The sequence below is a fragment of the Streptomyces sp. NPDC028419 genome, assembly GCF_055565515.1.
Map to the genome: position 1 here is coordinate 22896 of NZ_JBVHUE010000040.1, position 19630 is coordinate 42525.

Annotated in this window: 18 protein-coding genes; 10 read left to right on the forward strand and 8 right to left on the reverse strand. The window is 73.2% G+C overall.

Going from position 1 to position 19630, the window contains the following annotated elements:
• Positions 1–243: 243 nt before the first annotated feature.
• From ACZ4UB_RS33915 to ACZ4UB_RS33930, 4 genes are read right to left on the reverse strand one after another with little or no spacing between them, the layout of a single operon-like run.
• Positions 244–1140, reverse strand: a complete 897-nt coding sequence (locus tag ACZ4UB_RS33915) for a LysR family transcriptional regulator (RefSeq protein ID WP_468076254.1) — start codon at positions 1138–1140, stop codon at positions 244–246.
• 10 nt (positions 1141–1150) lie between these two features.
• Positions 1151–2074, reverse strand: coding sequence for a DMT family transporter (locus ACZ4UB_RS33920; protein WP_468076256.1), 924 nt, complete (start codon positions 2072–2074; stop codon positions 1151–1153).
• A 42-nt stretch (positions 2075–2116) separates the two neighbouring features.
• Entirely contained in the window at positions 2117–3061 is a 945-nt protein-coding gene (locus ACZ4UB_RS33925; protein ID WP_468076258.1) for an EamA family transporter, read from the reverse strand.
• 36 nt (positions 3062–3097) lie between these two features.
• Positions 3098–4390: an MFS transporter gene (locus ACZ4UB_RS33930; protein WP_468076260.1), complete on the reverse strand. Its 1293-nt coding sequence runs from the start codon at positions 4388–4390 to the stop codon at positions 3098–3100.
• Between the two features lie 105 nt (positions 4391–4495).
• On the opposite strand from ACZ4UB_RS33930, the gene ACZ4UB_RS33935 reads away from it, so the two are divergent.
• Positions 4496–4984, forward strand: coding sequence for a MarR family winged helix-turn-helix transcriptional regulator (locus ACZ4UB_RS33935; RefSeq protein WP_468076262.1), 489 nt, complete (start codon positions 4496–4498; stop codon positions 4982–4984).
• 160 nt (positions 4985–5144) lie between these two features.
• On the opposite strand, the gene ACZ4UB_RS33940 is transcribed toward ACZ4UB_RS33935, so the two are convergent.
• The 4 genes from ACZ4UB_RS33940 to ACZ4UB_RS33955 form a co-directional block, all read right to left on the reverse strand.
• Positions 5145–5381 (reverse strand): hypothetical protein, encoded by a 237-nt coding sequence (locus ACZ4UB_RS33940; RefSeq protein WP_354380288.1) that lies wholly within the window; start codon positions 5379–5381, stop codon positions 5145–5147.
• Positions 5382–5401: 20 nt separating this feature from the next.
• Positions 5402–7471, reverse strand: coding sequence for a 4-alpha-glucanotransferase (locus ACZ4UB_RS33945; RefSeq protein ID WP_468076264.1), 2070 nt, complete (start codon positions 7469–7471; stop codon positions 5402–5404).
• A gap of 13 nt (positions 7472–7484) precedes the next feature.
• On the reverse strand, positions 7485–7667 hold the full coding sequence (locus tag ACZ4UB_RS33950; protein ID WP_468076326.1) for a hypothetical protein: 183 nt from the start codon (positions 7665–7667) through the stop codon (positions 7485–7487).
• 310 nt (positions 7668–7977) lie between these two features.
• Entirely contained in the window at positions 7978–8544 is a 567-nt protein-coding gene (locus ACZ4UB_RS33955; protein WP_468076266.1) for an HNH endonuclease, read from the reverse strand.
• A 356-nt stretch (positions 8545–8900) separates the two neighbouring features.
• Here ACZ4UB_RS33955 and ACZ4UB_RS33960 point away from each other — a divergent pair, with 356 nt between their 5' ends.
• From ACZ4UB_RS33960 to ACZ4UB_RS34000, 9 genes are all read left to right on the forward strand, one after another.
• A complete protein-coding gene (locus ACZ4UB_RS33960; protein WP_468076328.1) occupies positions 8901–9962 on the forward strand; it encodes a mechanosensitive ion channel family protein in 1062 nt (353 codons plus the stop codon).
• 171 nt (positions 9963–10133) lie between these two features.
• Positions 10134–11363 (forward strand): ROK family transcriptional regulator, encoded by a 1230-nt coding sequence (locus ACZ4UB_RS33965; RefSeq protein WP_468076268.1) that lies wholly within the window; start codon positions 10134–10136, stop codon positions 11361–11363.
• Between the two features lie 151 nt (positions 11364–11514).
• Complete coding sequence (locus ACZ4UB_RS33970) at positions 11515–12852, forward strand: extracellular solute-binding protein (protein WP_354380292.1); 1338 nt, start codon at positions 11515–11517, stop codon at positions 12850–12852.
• 3 nt (positions 12853–12855) lie between these two features.
• Complete coding sequence (locus ACZ4UB_RS33975) at positions 12856–13797, forward strand: carbohydrate ABC transporter permease (RefSeq protein WP_468076271.1); 942 nt, start codon at positions 12856–12858, stop codon at positions 13795–13797.
• A gap of 1 nt (position 13798) precedes the next feature.
• Entirely contained in the window at positions 13799–14707 is a 909-nt protein-coding gene (locus tag ACZ4UB_RS33980; RefSeq protein ID WP_468076273.1) for a carbohydrate ABC transporter permease, read from the forward strand.
• 5 nt (positions 14708–14712) lie between these two features.
• Positions 14713–15978: a 6-phospho-beta-glucosidase gene (locus ACZ4UB_RS33985; protein WP_354380294.1), complete on the forward strand. Its 1266-nt coding sequence runs from the start codon at positions 14713–14715 to the stop codon at positions 15976–15978.
• The gene (locus ACZ4UB_RS33990) at positions 15969–17027 is read left to right on the forward strand and encodes an N-acetylglucosamine kinase (protein ID WP_468076275.1); all 1059 of its coding nucleotides are present in this window, start codon (positions 15969–15971) and stop codon (positions 17025–17027) included. Before ACZ4UB_RS33985 ends, ACZ4UB_RS33990 begins: the two co-directional genes overlap by 10 nt.
• 170 nt (positions 17028–17197) lie before the next feature.
• Positions 17198–18595, forward strand: coding sequence for a hypothetical protein (locus tag ACZ4UB_RS33995; RefSeq protein WP_468076277.1), 1398 nt, complete (start codon positions 17198–17200; stop codon positions 18593–18595).
• Entirely contained in the window at positions 18595–19629 is a 1035-nt protein-coding gene (locus ACZ4UB_RS34000; RefSeq protein WP_468076279.1) for a glutamate ABC transporter substrate-binding protein, read from the forward strand. The genes ACZ4UB_RS33995 and ACZ4UB_RS34000 overlap by 1 nt, the downstream gene beginning before the upstream one ends.
• Position 19630 lies beyond the last annotated feature (1 nt).

The window sequence follows — 19630 nt, forward strand, 5'->3', positions numbered from 1 at the left end:
AACGCCGGGCGGGCTCCATATAGCCCCGCCGACGCGCCCTCAAACGCCGGGCAGGCTACATACAGCCCCGCCGGCGTTTGAGGCGCGGGTCCGGGCAGAGCCCGCGACGATCAGCCGAGCCCGCCCACCGATATTGCCTCCGGCGGGCCCTCAAACGCCGGGCGGGCTAGATATAGCCCCGCCGGCGTTTGAGGCGCGGGGTCGGGCGGAGCTCGGGGCGGGGTAGATGTGGGCCCGCCTGCGTTAGGGGGCCGCTTCGCGGAGGGCGGTGAGGACGCGGGCCACGGCGGGGGCGGCTTCGGCTCCGCGGCGGAGGGCGGCGATCACGTGCCGGGCAGGCCGATCGGCCTCCAGCACCCGCACCGCGACCCCGTACCCCCTCCGCGTCACCGCCATCCGCGGCACCAACGCCACCCCCATCCCCGCCTCCACCATGGCCAGGATCGCCGTCCACCCGGCGGCCGAGTGCGCCTGCTCCGGCACGAACCCCGCCGCCTCGCACGCGGCCCGGGTGATCTCCGACCAGGGCCCGCTGCCCCCGAAGATCCACCGCTCGCCCGAGAGATCCGCGAGCCGCAACCCCGCCGCCCCGGCCAGCGGGTGTTCCGCCGGGAGCGCCACGTCCAGCGGGTCCGCGAAGAGCGGGATCCGGGTGAACCGCGGGTCGCGGGCGGTCGGCGCGTGGGCCGCCAGGGACAGCGCCAGGTCCACCGACCCGGCGGAGAGCAGCTCGTACGCCTCCGCGGCCTCCGCCTCCCGCACCCGCACCTCGATCCCCGGATGGCTGCGCCGCAGCGCGGCGACGGCCGGGACCACGAGCGCGGGGACGGCGGTGGAGAAGGCGCCGACCCGCACCTCGCCCGCCTCACCGGCCAGGTAGCCGGCCAGTTCCGCGTCGGCCCGTTCCAGCTGGGCGAAGACCGCCTCGGTGTGCCGCAGGACCAGGTGCGCGGCGTCGGTGAGCCGGACCCGGCGCCCCTGCGCCTCCAGCAGTCCCACGCCGAGCTGCTTGGCGAGGTTGGTCAGCTGCTGCGAAACGGCCGAGGGCGTCATGTTCAGCGCCTCGGCCGTCGCGGTCACGGTCCCCCGTTCGGCGAGGGTCCGCAGGATCCGCAGCTTCTTGATGTCCCAGTCGTGCATGGGACCGAACCTACCGGCGGGCACCCAGGGTCACACCGCCCAGGATCAGCGCCATGCACAGCAGCTCGGTCGGGCCGGTCCGTTCGCCGATGAGGAGGAAGCCGAGGACGGCGACGCAGACCGGCTGGAGGTAGTAGACGACGCCCGCGCGGGCCGCGCCGATCAGCGAGACGGCCTTGTTCCAGGCGAAGAAGGCGACGGCGGAGGAGAAGACCCCGACATAGAGCAGCGGGCCGACCGTAGCGGGGGCGACCTCGAAGCCGCCCCGCACGTGGACCGAGACCGCGTAGAGCGGGGCGAGCATCAGGGCGCCGAGGACGAAGGTGGTCAGCAGGAAGGCGGGGCCGCCGATCTCGGCGGGCTTGCGGCGCAGCAGGGCGCTGTAGGAGGCGAAGGACAGGGCGGCGGCGAACATCCACAGGTCGCCGGCGGCGAAGTCGAAGCCCAACGAGCCGTGGCCGACGAGGAGCAGCACGCCGAAGGCGGCGAGCAGCATGCCGCCGGTGCGGCGCGGGCCCAGCTTCTCGCCGCCGAGGCGGGAGTAGACGGCCATGACGACCGGCGAGGCCGCCATGATCATGCCCATGGTGCCGGCGGGGGTGGTGAGCCCGGCCTGGTGGACCAGGGTGTTGTACATCGCTATGCCGAGCAGCGAGGCGAGCGCGATGTAGCCGAAGTGGCGGCGGATCAGGGCCCGCTGCCGCCAGGCCTGCCGGGCGGCGAAGGGGGCGACGGCGAGGATCGCGATGATCCAGCGCCAGAAGACGGCCTGGACGGGCGGGACGGAGTCCGCCATGTCCCGGGTGGCGACGAAGCTGCCGGACCAGACGACCGTGGCGATCAGGGCGAGGAGCACACCGAGCCCGGCGACGCCCTTCTTCGCGCTGCCCTGCTGTGCCTTCGAAGCGGTACGGACGCGGTCCATGACGGCCACTGTGTGTCTCCCCCTGGGGTCGGGTGCGGGTGGTTTCCGGTGCTACCGTCGCACCTGCCCATTGACCAGGTCCATCGAAATGTTTCGATCGTTCTGTTCAGTAATCATGAACGTTTCGAGCGGAGTGCGGGTGCGGGTGCGGCCCGGCAGCTGGCCCACGAGCGTCGCCGCGAAGGCGATCGTCATCCCGGCCACCTGGACGGGGGTGAGCGCCTGGCCCAGCGCGGCCCAGCCGATGACGGCGGCGGTGAGCGGCGAGAGCGGGCCGAGCAGGGTCACGGAGGTCGCGGTGAGCCGGCCGATCCCGCGGAACCAGAGCCAGTACGCGATCCCCGTGTTGATCAGCATCATGTAGCCGTAGCCGAGGAAGGCCTTGCCGTCGAGGGCCGGCGGGGCCCCCTCGACCAGGGCGGCGACGGGCAGGAGCAGCAGCCCGCCCGCGGTCAGCTGCCAGCCGGTCAGGGCCAGCGGGCCCACGCCCTCGGGGCGGCCCCAGCGCTTGGTCATGACCGTTCCGGCCGCCATCGAGGCGGCGGAGCCGATGCCGGCGAGTACGCCGACCAGGTCGAGCGCGGCCCCGGCCTTGAGTACGACCATGCTGACCCCGAGGGCCCCCACGATCGCGGCGAGCAGTGACTTCGTACCGGCCTTCTCGCCCAGCAGCAGCCCGGCGAGCCCGATGACCACGAGCGGGCCGAGCGAGCCGAGGACGGCGGCGACCCCGCCCGGCAGCCGGTAGGCGGCGAGGAACAGCAGCGGGAAGAAGGCGCCGATGTTCAGGGCGCCCAGCACCGCGGACTTCCACCACCAGGCGCCCTTGGGCAGGATCCGGGCGGCGGCTATGAGCATCAGCCCGGCGGGCAGGGCCCGCATCACCCCCGTGAACAGGGGCCGGTCGGGGGGCAGCAGCTCGGTGGCGACGGCGTAGGTGGAACCCCAGGAGATCGGGGCGAGGGCGGTCAGGGCGACGGTGGCGAGGCGCTTCATGGCGGACTCCTCAGGTGACGTACGGGCGGCGGGGGTTCAGGCGGCGACCGGCGCCGGGGCGGCGACGGGGACCGGGGGCTCGGCGTGGACGGCCTCGTCGGGCAGGTGGCGCTCCAGCCGGACCAGGGCCGCGGCGGCGCCGACCGAGGCGACGGCGAGCACGGCCCACGGCAGTCGGCCGTCGACGCTCAGCAGCGCGGTGAAGAGGGACGGCGCCAGCGCGCCGGCGAGGGAGTAGGACAGCTGGTAGGTGGCGAGGTAGCGGCCGCGCACCGCCTCGGGGGCGGCGGAGACCGACAGGGCGCCGCCGGAGGGGCTGTGGATCAGCTCGCCCACGGTGTAGACGACCACGATCGCCATGAGGGCGATCAGCAGGCCGGTCGAGCCGGGGCGCACGGTCCCGAGCACGATCTGGCCGACGAAGGCGGCGGCGAAGAGCAGCGACCCGAGGGCTGCGGAGCGGGTCCGACGGGCACCGGAGCGCCGCACCCGGCTCGCTATCAGGACGCCCGCCCCGGCGCACAGCACGGTGTTGAGGGTGAAGGCGGCGCCGGTGAGCGAGTCGGGGCCGCGCAGCCAGGTGGCGATGTACAGCGGGAAGAGGACGGAGAGGGCGGAGTATCCGAGGGCGGTCAGGAAGTTGGCGGCGGCCAGGCCGAGGAAGGGGCGGTCCCGCAGCACCATCCGGTACCCGGCGGCCGGGCGCCCGGCCCCCGCGGACCGCTCGGACGCCGCGCCCGGGTCGCGCACCGGGCGGACCCGGCTGACGAGCAGTCCGGCCGCCGCGAAGGCGAGGGCGTTGGCCCCGGCGGTCCAGGAGAACCCGCCCGTGCCCCACAGGGCCAGCACGCCGGAGACGATCATCGCTCCGGCGCCCATCCCGGCGTTCTGCAGGGCCCGCAGGGAGGCCTGGAGGCGGTCCCGGGCCGCGCCGCGCGCCACCTCGCCGATCAGCGACTGCTGGACGAGGGCGAAGGAGCGGTCGGCGAGGGCAGTGAACAGGGCGACGACCGCGAAGGCGGACAGCGAGGTCGCGAAGGGGTAGGCGAGGAAGCCGAGCGTCCGGATCCCGTAGAGGACCAGGACGACCGGCTTGGCGCCGAAGCGGTCGACGGCCGTGCCCGCGAGCGGCATCAGCGCCAGCCCCGCGAGGCCGGTGACGGTGAGCACCATGCCGACGGCGGCGAAGGAGAGCCCGGTGACGTGCCGGAAGAAGACCAGCGTGAACGGTATGTACATGCCGATCCCGACGGCGTTGATCCCCGCCGCCACGAGCAGTTCCCGCTCCCCGGTGACCCGCTCCACCGCCACCCGCCGCTTCGTCGACACGTCCGCTCCCCCAAGTAGGTTGTTAGGAAGTAGCTTACTCCTAAGCTACTTTCCGTCAAGCAACTTCCTTGCGATCTACTGAGGAGACTCGGGATACTTCGACGCATGAGCGAAAAGGACGCGGTCGACGCGATAGCCGCCCAGTGGAACGCGGTCCGCCCGGACCTGGACGTGACCCCCATGGCCGTCTTCGGCCGGATCTACCGGATCAGCAAGGCGATGAGCGACGCCATGGACCGGACCTACGCCCGCTACGGCATCTCCCGCGGGGAGTTCGACGTCGTCGCCACCCTGCGCCGGTCCGGCGAGCCCTACACCCTCTCGCCGCGCCAGCTCTCGGCCACGCTCATGCTCACCACGGGCGGCATGACCGGGCGGCTGGACAAGCTGGAGAAGGCCGGGCTGCTGCGCCGCAGCCCCGATCCGCACGACCGGCGGGGGCTGCAGGTGACGATCACCGAGCGCGGCCTCGCCCTCATCGACGAGGCGGTCACGGCGGGGCTGGAAGGCCAGCGCGCGGGCCTGGCGGGCCTGGACGACGACGAGGTCGCCGTCCTCACCGCCCTGCTGCGCAAACTGCTCGGCGGCCTCTGAGGGAACAGCGACCTCTGAGGGAACGCCGAAAGGGCGCCGGAGGTCCACAGTGCCACCGGTACGTCACGCGTCACGCGTCACGTACCGGGCTGTGGACCTCCGGCGCCCCGGAAGCCACGTGGGGTCGGACCCCTCGGGGTCGGACCCGCCTCGGCCCTACTTACTGTTCCTGCGTCTTGCCCGACTTGTCGCCGACCATCACGAGGCCCGCGATGACCAGGAACAGCACGATCGGCGCGGCCACGAACAGGCCGAGCGTCTCGGCAATGCTCAGGCCCTTGCCCGGGTCGTCACCGTCGTCGCGGGTCAGCGCGAGCGCGGGAGACGTCATCAGCAGCATCATCAGCGTCGTTCCGGCCGTGACAGCGCCGGCGCGCAGAGCGTTCTTCTTGTCCACGGTGCAAACGTAGCGAACACCTAAACAGCGCGCGCGCCCGGGGGTGCCGTACGGGGGTGCGCGCCCTCCCGCACCGCGCTCAACAGGGCGTTCGCCCGGGGCGAGGCGGCGATCCGCTCCAGCGTGAGCGGCCGTCCGCTCCCGTCGGCCACCGGCAGCCGCCAATTGGGGTACTGGTCCCAGGTCCCCGGCAGGTTCTGCGGCCGCCGGTCGCCCACCGCGTCCGGCAGCCACACGCCGACCAACCGGGCCGGGGTGCGCAGCAGGAAGCCGTACAGGGCCCGTACGGCGGCCTCCTCGCCCTTGGTGTCCAGACCGAGCCGGTCCAGCACCGCCAGCCACTCCTGCGTGTCCGCCGCGTCCTCGGCCCGTTCCAGCTCGGCCGGACGGGTCAGCAGGCCCAGCCGGTCGCGCAGTTCGACGTGAGCCCCCGCCAGTTTGGCGGCGGTGGGCGGCAGATCGTGGGTGGTGGCGGTGGCCAGACAGTCGGCGCGCCAGTGCGCCGGGGGCAGCGGGGCAGCGCCGCCCGCCCAGTCCCGCTCGAACCACAGCACCGAGGTGCCGAGCACCCCGCGCCGGGCGAGGGCCTCGCGGACCCCCGGTTCCACGGTGCCGAGGTCCTCGCCGACGACCAGCGCCCCGGCCCGGTGGGCCTCCAGCACCAGGACCGCGAGCATGGCCTCGCCGTCGTACGAGACGTACGTGCCCTCCGCGGGCGGGGTGTCCCGGGGGATCCACCAGAGCCGGAACAGGCCCATCACGTGGTCGATCCGCAGCGCCCCGGCATAGCGGAACACCCCGCGCAGCAGGTCGCGCAGGGGCGCGTAGCCCGAGGCGGCGAGCCGGTCGGGGCGCCAGGGCGGCAGCCCCCAGTCCTGCCCGCGCGCGTTGAACGCGTCGGGCGGGGCCCCCACGCAGGCACCGGTGGCGTACGTACCGGGCGCGGCCCGCACGTCGGCGCCCTCGGGGTGCGCCCCGACCGCGAGGTCGTGGACGATGCCCACCGACATCCCCGCCTCCCGCGCCCCGCGCTGGGCGGCGGTCAGCTGGGCGTCGGTCAGCCAGGCCAGCCAGCCGTGGAAGGCGAGTTCCGCGGGCCCGGCCGAGGCGTCCGCGGGCCAGGCCGCGGGGTCGGCCCCGTACCGCTCCGCCAGTGCGCACCACTCGGCGTGCCGGGCCAGCGCGGGCCCGCCCTCCGCGCGGAACCGCTCCAGGGCGGCTTCGCGGTCCGCCTCGCGCGGGACGGCGTACAACAGCTCCAGGGCGGCCCGCTTGAGGGCCCACACCGCGTCCCGGTCGATCAGGGCGTCCTTCTCCAGCACCAGGTGGCGCAGCCCCGCGCCCCGCGCGGCCAGCTCGGCCAGGGCCACCCGGTCCGGGCAGGCGGCGTACTCGGGGAGGTCCTCGATCCGCAGGTGCACCGGGTCGGGGAAGCGGCGCGAGGAGGGGCGGTAGGGCGAGGGGTCGGTCGGCGTGCCGGGGACCGCCGCGTGCAGCGGGTTGACCTGGACGAAGCCGGCGCCGTGGGTGCGCGCGGCCCAGCGCGCGAGCCGCGCGAGGTCCCCGAGGTCGCCCATGCCCCAGGAGTCCTCGGACAGCAGCGAATAGAGCTGCACCAGCAGCCCGTGGGCGCGCTCCGGCGCGGCCGGCGCCCGGTCCGGGGCCACGATCAAGGTGGCCGCGCCGGTCCGCCCGTCGGGCCGGGTCACGGTGATCCGGTGCACCCCCAGCGGCAGCCCGGCGGCCGGGAGCGGCCCCCGCGGCCCGGTCTCCCAGACCAGCGGCTCGCCCGCCGTCCCCTCCCGCGCCTCCGGTACCAGCCGGACCTCGGTGCCCGGCGGCAGCGCGGCGAGGGCGGCGGGGGGCTCGGCGCCCGCCCAGTGCACGAGGGTGACCGGTAGCAGCCGCTCCGCCGCCTCCCGCTCGGCGCGCGCGAGCGAGCCCCGTACCTCCCGCGGGGTCCCGGCCTCGACGCCCAGCAGCCCGAGCACGGCCACGACCGTCCGCTCCGGCACCTGGACCGTCACGCCCTCGGAGGGGTGGTAGGAGGTGGCGACCCCGTGGTGGGCGGCGAGCCGGGCCAGGTCCATGCGTATCCCTCGGCTAACCCGCGGCGGCCGCGGGGGTGGTCGGCTCGCTGGTCAGCGGAGCCTCGTCGGTGAGCGGCGGTTCGCTGGTGAGCGGCGCGTGGGCGGTGTCGGCGAGCGGGGACTCGCTGGTCAGCGGGCCGGAGGTGGCGCCCTCGGTCACGGAGAGCCGCCGGGGCAGGTGGGCGAGCAGGGGCACGACGGCCGTGGCGGCGGCGGGTCTGGAGCGGGCGGGGCGGGCGGGCTGGTGGGCGGGGCGGGCGTTCACGGCGGTACTCCTCGCATGGCTGACGACGCGCGGGCGGGACCCGTTACGGGGAACACCGCAGCCCTACCCATCCGGCCGTGCCGCATTCCCGGCGTTCCCCACCAGAACGCCCGCCTCCGGCGGAACCCGAGCCTCCGCGACCCGGCGCACTGGAGCCCGGACGGGCGCGCGACCCGCACCGCACGCCCCCCAGCGGCTCCCGGCGGGGGGACCGCACCTGCCGCCGGGTCCGCCGCCGGGGTCAGGACACCGCCGCGCCGATGCGGGACGGGTCGGTCGCGGCCACGCCGATGCGGTCGAGCGCGTCGGCGGCCCCGTACGGCTGGAGGTAGGGCATCCAGCACGGGTCCCGGTGCCCGGTGCCGATGATCCGCCAGGCCAGCCCCGACGGCGGGGCGGGCTGGTGGCGCAGCCGCCAGCCCAGTTCCAGCAGGTGCCGGTCGGCCTTGACGTGGTTGCAGCGGCGGCACGCGGCGACGACGTTGTCCCAGGCGTGCTGACCGCCCCGGCTGCGCGGGATGACGTGGTCGACGCTGGTGGCGACGGCCCCGCAGTACATGCAGCGCCCGCCGTCACGGGCGAAGAGCGCGCGCCGGGTGAGTGGAACGGGCCCCCGGTAGGGGACCCGCACAAATCGCTTGAGCCTGACCACGCTGGGCGCGGGGACGACCCTCGTCGAGCTGTGCAGGAAGGCGCCGGATTCCTCCAGGGAGACCGCTTTGTTCTCCAGGACGAGGACCAGCGCACGGCGGAGCGGTACGACGCCGAGGGGCTCGTACGACGCATTGAGGACCAGGACGTGCGGCACGGACTGCCTCCTTGTACGCCGGCGGCGCGTGGCTCGCGCCGGGACGATCTGCCTTCCAGTCTCTCCTCACCGCTGGTCGAAGCGCCACCACGCGCCCGTAACGGGTCGGAGGTGTTTTCGCCCACATCGGCAGCGCATCGGTGGCACGTCGGCGACACACCGACCGCACGACGCCGCCGCCGCGACGTGAGTCCCCTCTCTCCCCGGAACACGGCAACGGGGTCACGGGCCTTGCCCCGTTAGTGTGGTTGGTCTGCCCGCGCATCCGCTCCGGACCCCGTCCGGGGGTGTCCTCGCCGGGCAGACCGCTACGCCTGGAGGTTCCTGCCGTGCCCTGGCCCGCCGCCCCGCATCCGCTGGCCGACGACGCACCCGTCGTGCCCCGCAACACCGAGGAAGCAACCCAGAGCGTCAACAACGCCGCCGGTTTCATCCAGGACAACTGGGCCGACTGGCTGTTCCTCGGCCTGAAGATCCTGCTGATCATCGTGATAGCGGCGGCGCTGCGCTCGGTGGTCCGCAAGTCGCTGACCAAGCTCATAGGCCGGATGAACCGCGGTGCGGAGGCCGTCGAGGGCACGGCCCTGGGCGGGCTGCTGGTCAACGCCGAGCGCCGGCGCCAGCGCTCCGAGGCGATCGGGTCGGTGCTGCGCTCGGTGGCGTCCTTCCTGATCCTGGGCACGGCGGGGCTGATGGTGCTCGGCGCCCTCGACATCAACCTCGGCCCGCTGCTGGCGAGCGCCGGTGTGGCCGGTGTGGCGATCGGTTTCGGCGCCCGGAACCTGGTGACGGACTTCCTCTCCGGCGTGTTCATGATCCTTGAGGACCAGTACGGCGTCGGGGACAAGATCGACGCGGGCGTGGCCTCCGGCGAGGTCGTCGAGGTGGGCCTGCGGGTCACCAAGCTGCGCGGGGACAACGGCGAGATCTGGTACGTCCGCAACGGCGAGATCAAGCGCATCGGCAACCTCAGCCAGGGCTGGTCGACGGCGAGCGTGGACATCCAGGTCAAGCCGTCCGAGAGCATGGGCCGGATCCGCGAGGCGATCCGGGGCGTCGCGGAGGCCATGGCGAAGGAGACGCCGTGGGACGAGCGGCTCTGGGGCCCGGTGGAGGTGCTGGGCCTGGACGAGGTGCTCCTCGCGTCGATGACCGTCAAGGTCGCGGCGAAGACCATGCCCGGCCAGCAGTTCTCGGTGGAGCGCGAGCTGCGCTGGCGGATCAAGGAGGCCTTCGACGACGCGGGCATCGGGATCGTCGGTGGATTGCCGGCCGCGGCGGACGAGGAGGAGGCCGCGGACCCGTCGGCCGCCGTCGCCGCACCCTCCGCGCTGGCGAACCCGGCCTCGCCCCAGTCGATGGCCACCACCCCCATCCCGCCGCCCGTCGGACCGGGAATGCCCCGCATCACCAAGTAGGCGCCACGGTCCGCGCAGCTCGCGCGGCCTTCCCGCCATCGCGCCCGCCGCTGCCCCCGCAGGTCGTTCCCCGCGGGGGCAGCGTCGTTGTCGCACCGCCATTGACATGGGCCGACAGCTGATAGGAAACTTACCTAACAGTTCACACCTGCGTCAGGGAGAGAACACCCCATGGCCAGCACCACCCCCGGAACCCCCAGCCTGCTGCGCGCGATGAACGACCGCGCCGCACTGGACCTGCTGCTGGCCCACGGCCCCCTGTCGCGGACCCGGATCGGCCGGCTCACCGGCCTCTCCAAGCCCACCGCCTCCCAACTGCTGGCCCGACTGGAGGCCCGCGGACTGGTCGTCGCCACCGGCACCGCCACCGGACGCCCCGGACCCAACGCCCAGCTGTACGCGATCAACGCGCGAGCGGCCTACGCCGCCGGGCTCGACGTCACCCCGGGCCGCATCGTCGCCGCCGTCGCCGACCTCACCGGTGAGGTCGTGGGCAGCTGCGAGCTGCCCAACCCGGGCCCGGGCACCCCCGTGGTGGACCAGGTCACCCAGGCGCTCGGCGACGCCGTCAAGGCCGCCGGGCTCCAGCGCGGCGACGTCCACCGCCTGGTCATCGCCTCCCCCGGCTCCTTCGACCCGCGCACGGGGGTCCTGCGCTACGCCGACCACCTGCCCGGCTGGCACTCCCCCACCCTCCTGGAGGAGCTGGCGGCGGCGCTGCCCATGCCCGTCGAGTACGAGAACGACGTGAACCTCGCCGCCATCGCCGAGCAGCGCCTCGGCGCGGCCCGCGGCCACGAGGACTTCGTCCTGCTGTGGAACGAGGAGGGCCTCGGCGCCGCCCTGGTGATCGCCGGACGGCTGCACCGCGGCTGGACCGGCGGCGCGGGCGAGGTCGGCTACCTGCCGGTGCCCGGACGGCCCCTGGTGCGCCATGTGACCCGGGAGAACTCCGGGGGCTACCAGGAGCTGGCCGGCGTGGAGGTGCTGCCCGCGCTGGCCGCCGGGCTGGGCCTGGAGATGCCGTGGACGGAGCCGCCCGCGCCGGGCACGCCGGGGCACGCCGCCGAGGTGGCCAGCGCGGTGGAGCTGCTGGAGCGGGCCGCGGCCGACCCCGTGGGAGCGCACCTGCGGCTGCTGGAGGCGTACGCCTTGGCGCTCGCCACCGGTCTCGCCTCCCTGGTCTCCGTACTGGACCCGGAGATCGTGGTGCTCTCCGGTGCCGTGACCACCGCGGGCGGGGACCCGCTGCGCGAACTGATCGAGACCGAGCTCGCCGACCTCGCCCCGTCCCGGCCCCGGCTGGTCACCGGCGAGGTGCGCACGCGGCCCGTGCTGCGCGGCGCGCTGGAGAGCGCGCTCGCCGCCACCCGCGACGAGGTGTTCGACACCTCCCGCTGATCCACCCGCCCGCCCCACCTGCCGCACCCGCCCCACCTGCCGCACCGCCCGCTCCTCCCGCACGACCCGCACCTCCCCGCACCTCCCCGCACCTCCCGCATCTCCCGCTGGACCCCGACCGGACGTTCCCCGCGCAGAGAGAGACACCGCCATGCCCGGACGCACCCGCCGCCTCACCACCCTCGCGGCCGCACTCACCGCGATATCCGCCCTCGCCACCGGGTGTACCGGGCAGAGCGGCGCCGGCTCCTCCGACGACCCGAACAAAGAGGTGACCCTCAACTTCTGGCACGGCTGGGTGGAGCCCCGCGAGGTCAAGGCCATCGAGGCCAACATCGAGCGGTTCGAGAAGGCGCACCCCAAGATCAAGGTCAAGGTCACCGGCAACATGACCGACGAGAAGATCAACCAGGCGCTGCGGGCGGGCGGCAGCAAGGCCCCGGACGTCGTGTCGTCCTTCAGCACCGACAGCGTCGGCAAGTTCTGCACCTCGCAGGCCTTCGCGGACCTGAACCCCTTCCTCGCGAAGTCGGGCCTCGACAAGACGAAGATCTTCCCCAAGACCCTGCTGGAGTACACCCAGTTCAAGGGCAACCAGTGCACGCTGCCGCTGCTCAACGACGCCTACGGCCTCGTGTACAACAAGACCGCCTTCACCGCCGCCGGGATCACCGAACCGCCCAAGACCTGGAGCCAGTTCGTCGCGGACGCGCAGACGCTCACCAAGCAGAGCGGCGACAGCTACGAACAGCTCGGCCTGATGCCCACCTTCCACGGGTACGAGACCACCCCGATGCGGCTGGCCGCGCAGTGGAGCCCGACGTACTTCGGCGCCGACGGGAAGTCGAACCTGGCCAAGGACCCCGCCTTCACGAAGATGCTGAACGCGCAGAAGGACCTGGTCGCCAAACTGGGCGGCTACGACAAGCTGGAGAAGTTCCGCACGACCTTCGGTGACGAGTGGAGTCCCGAACACCCCTTCCACAAGGGCCTGGTCGCCATGCAGATCGACGGCGAGTGGCGGGCCGCCATGGCGAAGGCGGCCGGGGCGAAGTTCGAGATCGCCACCGCGCCGCTGCCCGTGCCGGACGACCAGCTGGCCGACTACGGCAAGGGCTACCTGTCCGGCACCGTCATGGGCATCGCCGCCAAGAGCCCCAAGCAGACCGCCGCCTGGGAGCTGGTGAAGTACATGACCACCGACACCGACGCGGTGGTGGCCTTCTCCAACGACATCCACAACATCCCCTCCACGCTCGCCGCCCTGGACTCGCCCAAGCTCCAGGTCACGCCGGAGTTCAAGACCTTCATCGACATCGCCAAGCACGCGAAGTCGAACACCACCCCGGCCCAGGCCGACGGCGGCACCTACCAGCTGACCTTCGCGGACTTCGCGTACGGGGTCGAGAAGGGCGCCGTGTCCGACCTCCAGGCCGGGCTCGCCAAGACCGACCAGCAGATCGACACGGACATCGCGAAGGCCGAGTAGGCCATGACGACCTTCACCCCGCGCGCGAAGCGGCGCCGCTCCGCGCTGCGGACCGCGGCCTTCATGTCCCCGTGGCTGATCGGGTTCGCGGTCTTCTTCGCCTACCCGCTGCTGTCCACCGTGTACTTCTCCTTCATGCAGTACGACGGCTTCCGCCCGCCGGTCTTCAACGGCCTGGCCAACTGGTCGTACGTGTTCACCAAGTCCCCCATGTTCTGGCCGGCGATGCGCAACACGCTGTGGCTGGTCGTGATCATGGTGGCCTGCCGGGTGGCCTTCGGCCTGGGCGTCGGCCTGCTCATCACGAAGATCAAGACGGGGGTCGGGATCTTCCGCACCCTCTTCTACCTGCCCTACCTGGCCCCGCCGGTCGCCGCGACCCTCGGCTTCGTCTTCCTGCTCAATCCCGGTACCGGGCCGGTCAACACGATGCTGGAGGCCGTCGGGCTGCCCGCGCCGGGCTGGTTCACCGACGCCGACTGGTCCAAGCCCGCGCTGACCGCGCTGGCGCTGTGGGGGGTGGGCGACCTGATGGTGATCTTCATGGCCGCGCTGCTCGACGTACCGAGGGAGCAGTACGAGGCCGCGGAGCTGGACGGGGCCGGGTCCTGGGCGCGGTTCCGGCACATCACCCTGCCGAACATCTCCCCGATCATCCTCTTCGCGGTGGTCACCGGGGTCATCCAGGCCATGCAGTACTACACGCAGCCGATGATCGCGGGGAAGGTGGCGGCCGGGGTGATCGGCGGCTCGGGCCAGCAGTTCGAGCCCGGCTACCCGGAAAAGTCCACGCTGACCCTGCCCCAGCTCGTCTACAACCTCGGATTCCAGCGCTTCGACTACGGCACCGCCTGTGTGATCGCGCTCGTCCTCTTCGCCCTGTCCATGGCCTTCACCGCGCTCCTGATGCGGCGCCGTGGCGGACTGATCGGAAGCGGTGACTGAGATGGCCGTGACCACCGGCACGACCGTGCCCCCGAAGACGGCCCCGCCCGCCGCGGCGACCGGTCCGGCGACGGCCCGCCACCGCCGCGACGAGGTGCTGCACTGGGTCGCGGTCCACTCCCTCGGGGTGGCCGCCGCGCTCTTCTTCGTCCTCCCCTTCGTCTTCCTCTTCCTCACCTCGGTGATGAGCAACCAGCAGGCGCTCACCCGCGACCTGTGGCCGCACACCTGGGAGTGGGGCAACTACGCGAAGGTGTGGCACACCCCCGGGTTCCTCCTGTGGTGGCGCAACACCCTGCTGTACGCCGGGCTCGGCACGCTGCTGACCGTGGTGTCCTCGGTGCCCGTCGCCTACGCCCTCGCCAAGTTCCGCTTCCGCGGCCGGCGGCTCTCGCTGCTGCTGGTGATCTCGATGATGATGCTGCCGCCACAGGTGGTGGTCATCCCGATGTACCTCTTCTGGGCCAAGCAGCTCGACCTGTCCGGGACCTTGTGGCCGCTGATCATCCCGATGGCCTTCGGGGACGCCTTCTCCATCTTCCTGCTCCGCCAGTTCCTGCTGACCATCCCGGACGAGTACCTGGACGCGGCGCGGGTCGACGGCTGCGGGGAGCTGCGGACGCTGCTGCGGGTCGTCCTGCCCATGGCCAAGCCCGGCATCGCCGCCGTCGCGCTGTTCCAGTTCTTCGCCGCGTGGAACGACTACTTCGGCCCGCAGATCTACGCCTCCGACAATCCGGCCGCCTGGACGCTCAGTTACGGGCTGGAGTCCTTCAAGGGCGCGCACCACACCAACTGGAACCTGACCATGGCCGCGACCGTGCTGGTCATGGCCCCGGTGATCGTCCTCTTCTTCTTCGCCCAGAAGGCGTTCGTCGAGGGCGTCACCCTGACCGGAGTGAAAGGCTAGGAAACATGAAACTCGCAGTAGTGGGTGGCGGTTCCACTTACACCCCCGAACTGATCGACGGCTTCGCCCGGTTGCGCGACACCCTGCCGATCAGCGAGCTGGTGCTGATCGACCCCGCGGCCGACCGGCTGGAGCTCGTCGGCGGGCTGGCGCGGCGGATCTTCGCCCGCCAGGGCCACCCCGGGTCGATCACCACGACCTCCGACCTGGACGCCGGGGTCGCGGACGCCGACGCCGTCCTGCTCCAGCTGCGCGTGGGCGGACAGGCGGCCCGGCAGCAGGACGAGACCTGGCCGCTGGAGTGCGGCTGCGTGGGCCAGGAAACCACCGGCGCGGGCGGGCTCGCCAAGGCGCTGCGCACGGTTCCGGTCGTCCTCGACATCGCCGAGCGGGTCCGGCGCACCAACCCGAACGCCTGGATCATCGACTTCACCAATCCCGTCGGGATCGTCACGCGCGCCCTGCTCCAGGCGGGGCACAAGGCGGTCGGCCTGTGCAACGTCGCGATCACCCTCCAGCGGCAGTTCGCCTCGCTGCTCGACGTGCCCCCCGGTGAGCTGCACCTGGACCACGTCGGCCTGAACCACCTCACCTGGGAGCTCGGGGTGCGCCGCGGCGGCCCCGACGGGGAGGACCTGCTGCCGCGGCTGCTCGCGGAGCACGGGGACGCGGTCGCCGCCGACCTGCGGCTGCCGCGCGCGGTCCTGGACCGGCTCGGCGTCGTGCCCTCGTACTACCTGAAGTACTTCTACACGCACGACGAGGTGGTCCGGGAGCTGGGCGAGAAGCCTTCGCGGGCCGCCGAGGTGGCCGCGATGGAGCGGGAACTGCTGGCGATGTACGGCGATCCCGCGCTCGACGAGAAGCCGGCGCTGCTGGCGAAGCGGGGCGGAGCCTTCTACTCGGAGGCCGCGGTGGACCTGGCGGCGGCGCTGCTCGGCGACGGCGGCAGCCCCGTGCAGGTGGTGAACACGCTGAACAACGGCACCCTGCCCTTCCTCGCGGACGACGCCGTCATCGAGGTGCAGGCGCGGGTCGACCGCTCCGGCCCGGTGCCGCTGGCCGTGCCCCGGCTGGACCCGCTCTACGCGGGGCTGATCGCGCACGTCACGGCCTACGAGGACCTCGCGCTGGACGCCGCGGTGCGCGGCGGTCGCGAGCGCGTGGCCAAGGCGCTGCTCGCGCACCCGCTGGTCGGGCAGTTCGACCTGGCCGAGCAACTGACCGACCGGCTCCTCGCGCACAACAAGGAGCACCTGGCATGGGCGTGAGGGGCACCGTGCTGCTGGCCGTCGACGCGGGCAACAGCAAGACGGACCTCGCCCTCGTCGACGCGGACGGGTCGGTGCTCGTCACCGCGCGCGGGCCGGGCTTCCGCCCGCAGGCGGTCGGCGTCGCGGCGGCCTTCGACGCGATCGCCCCGGCCCTGGAGGAGGCCCGGGCGAAGGCCCGGGCCCTGGGCCTGCCGGTGGGCTCGGCCCACCTGGCGGGTTCCGGTTCTGGTTCCGGTTCCGGTTCTGGTTCTGCTTCCGTGGACGGGGTCGCCCACGTGTCGGCCTGTCTGGCGGGCGCGGACCTCCCGGTCGAGGAGGAGGCGCTGACCGAGGGACTGCGGGCACGGGGGTGGGGGCGCACCGTCGAGGTCCGCAACGACACCTTCGCCATCCTGCGGGCCGGTCTGGTGGGCAGCGGGCCGCCGCTGGGGGTCGCCGTGGTCTGCGGCGCCGGGATCAACTGCGTGGGCATGCGCCCCGACGGGCGCACCGCCCGCTTCCCGGCGCTGGGCCAGCTCTCCGGCGACTGGGGCGGCGGGGGCGGCCTCGCCGCCGAGGCGATGTGGTGGGCGGCCCGGGCCGAGGACGGGCGGGGCGGTCCGACCGCGCTGGCCGCGGCCCTGCCGGAGCACTTCGAGCTGGCGTCGATGACCGAGCTGATCGAGGCCGTGCACCTGGGCGCGATCGCGCCGGAGCGCACGCACGAGCTGGTGCCGGTGCTCTTCGCGGTGGCCGGGGCCGGTGACCCGGTGGCGCGCGCGCTGGTGGAGCGGCAGGCGGACGAGGTCGTGGCCCTGGCCGCGGTGGCGCTGGAGCGGCTCGACCTGCTGGAAGAGGAGGCGCCCGTACTCCTGGGCGGCAGCGTCCTGGCGGCCGGGCACGCCCGGCTCAACGACCGGGTCGGGGCGGGTCTCGCCGAACGGGCCCCGCTGGCCCGGGTGTCGGTGGTGACCGCGCCGCCGGTGCTGGGCGCGGGGCTGCTGGGGCTGGACGCGATCGGTGCGCCGGCTGCCGCGTACGGAAAACTCCGTGCCCATTTCGGGTGAACCCGCCCCGAGCCGGGTCATGTCTGGAACTGTGGCGGCCGTAGGAACGTATTGACGGTGAAGGGGTGCCGGGGGGCACATCACTTCAAGATCCAGCACCGGGTGCTGTGCTGAGCCGTCAGTACGGCCATACTGCTCCCGAGCAGTCCACGACCGAGGGGGAGGTCACGGTGGCCATCACATCGCGCGCACCCGCGTCCGCGCCCACGACCACGCCCGGCCCCGTCGGGCCCGCCGGCGGCGACCCGGCGCTGCCGGGGCGGCGCAGCGCGTGGGCGGAGGGCGTGGAGCGGCTGCGGGACGCGGCGACCACCGAGCCCGGGCGGCTGCGGATCATCGGGGCGGCCCTGGCCGCGCTGGTGCTCCTCTTCGGCGTGGTGACGGTCTGGGAGATCTCCGACCGGTCGGGCGCCGCCGACGACGTGGTCGGCCGCAGCCAGCCGCTCAGCGCGGACGCCGCGAGCATCTACCGCTCGCTGGCCGACGCGGACACGGCGAGCTCCAGCGGGTTCCTCGCCGGCGGCCAGGAGCCGCGCGAGGTCCGCGAGCGCTACGAGAAGGACATCGCCAACGCCTCCCGGCTCCTGGTCAACGCGGCGGCGAACACCGGCGGCGACGAGGAGTCCCGCAAGGAGATCGCGCTGCTCGGCGAGCAGTTGCCCCGCTACACCGGCCTGATAGAGCAGGCCCGGGCCACCAACCGGCAGGGGCTCCCGCTCGGCGGGGCCTACCTGCGCTACGCCAACGAGCAGATGAGCACCCAGCTGCTGCCCGCCGCGCAGCGGCTCTACCGGGCGGAGACGGACCGGCTCTACCAGGACTACGACGACGCCCGCGCGTTCCCCGTGGGCTCCTTCGGTACGGGCCTGCTCGCCATCGGGGCCCTGGTCTGGGCCCAGCGGCGCAACTACCGGCGCACGCACCGCGTCTTCAACCACGGGCTGCTGGCGGCGACCGCCGCGTCCACGGTGGTGCTCCTGTGGCTGGCCGTGGGGCACACGGTGGCCCGGACCGAGCTGAGCGAGGCCCGCTCGGGCGGGCAGGAGTCGCTCAAGGTGCTCAATGACGCCCGGATCTCCTCGCTCCAGGCGCGGGCCAATGAGAACCTGACGCTGATCGCGCGGGGCGCCGTCCTCGCCGACGACAAGAAGTCCGACAAGTACGACGTCGACTTCTCCAAGAACATGAAGGACCTCGACGCGGGCCTCGCCGAGGCCGCGCGGCTCGCCGACGACACGAGCGGCCGGACGCCCGTCGCGCACGCCGTCGAGGGCGTGACCCAGTGGAAGCAGCGGCACGCGGCCGCCCGGGAGACCGACAACAAGGGCGACTACGACCTCGCGCTGCCCCAGGTCATCGGGGGCAAGGACAGCAGCGGGGCGTCCTTCGACACGGTGGACGCCTCCCTGGAGCAGGCCATCGCGCACGAACAGCAGGAGTTCACCCGGGCCGCCCGCGCCGGGCTCGGCGCCCTGGGCGGCCTGGTCACGGGCGGGGCGGCCCTGGCGGTCCTCGGAGCGGCGGCCGCGCTGCTCGGCATCGGGCGCAGGCTTTCGGAGTACAGGTGATGCGGATGCGAGGGCTGCGGGTGGAGCGAGGCGACGGCGGCGGGCAGGTCCCGCGGCGGCTGCGCGGCTGGGGCGGGGTGAGCGCCATGGCCGCCGCCTGCGCGGTGACGGCGGCCGCCGTCCTGCTGCCGCTGGCCCTGGCGGCCCCGGAGCCGGGCCGCACCGGCACGGTCCACCAGGGCGTCGCCGCGCCCGCGGTGGCACCGGCCGCCCCCGGCGTGGAGGAGACCTGCCAGGACCCGGAGGCCAGCCTGCGGCCGGCGGGGGTGGACGGAGCGGCCATCGCCCGGATCAAGGCGGCGGGCAAGCTCGTCGCCGGTGTCGACCAGAACAGCTTCCGCTGGGGCTACCGCAATCCGGTCGACGGCAAGCTCGACGGCTTCGACATCGCCCTGGTGAAGGCGATAGCGAAGGACATCCTGGGCGACGAGAACGCGGTCATATACCGGGCGATCCCGACCAGTCAGCGCATACCGGCGCTGGTGGAGGGCCGGGTCGACATCGTCGTGCGGACCATGACGATCAACTGCGCCCGGCTCAAGGACGTCGCCTTCTCCACCGCGTACTTCGAAGCGGGCCAGCAGGTGCTCGCGCCCAAGGGCTCGCCCATCACGGGCTACGACGGCTCCCTCAAGGGCCGCAAGATCTGCACGGCGGCCGGTTCCATCGCCGAGAGCAAGCTCAAGGAGAGCAGCTTCGGATCGGTGTCGGTCACGGTCCCCAACCAGCTGGACTGCCTGGTCCGGCTCCAGCTGGGCGAGGTCGACGGCATCATCACGGACAACGCGCTCGCGGCCGGCCAGGCCGCGCAGGACCCGACGATCAAGCTGGTCGGCTCGCCCTTCACCAAGGAGTTCTACGGCGTCGCGATGAACAAGGACGCGACCGATCTGGTGCGCCGGATCAACAAGGTGCTGGAGAACTACCGGGCGGGCGGTGACGGCAGCCAGTGGGTCAAGGCCTACCGCACCCACCTGGAATCCGTACTGCCCGGCATCCCCGGCCCGCCGACGCCCAAGTACCGGGACGGCTGAG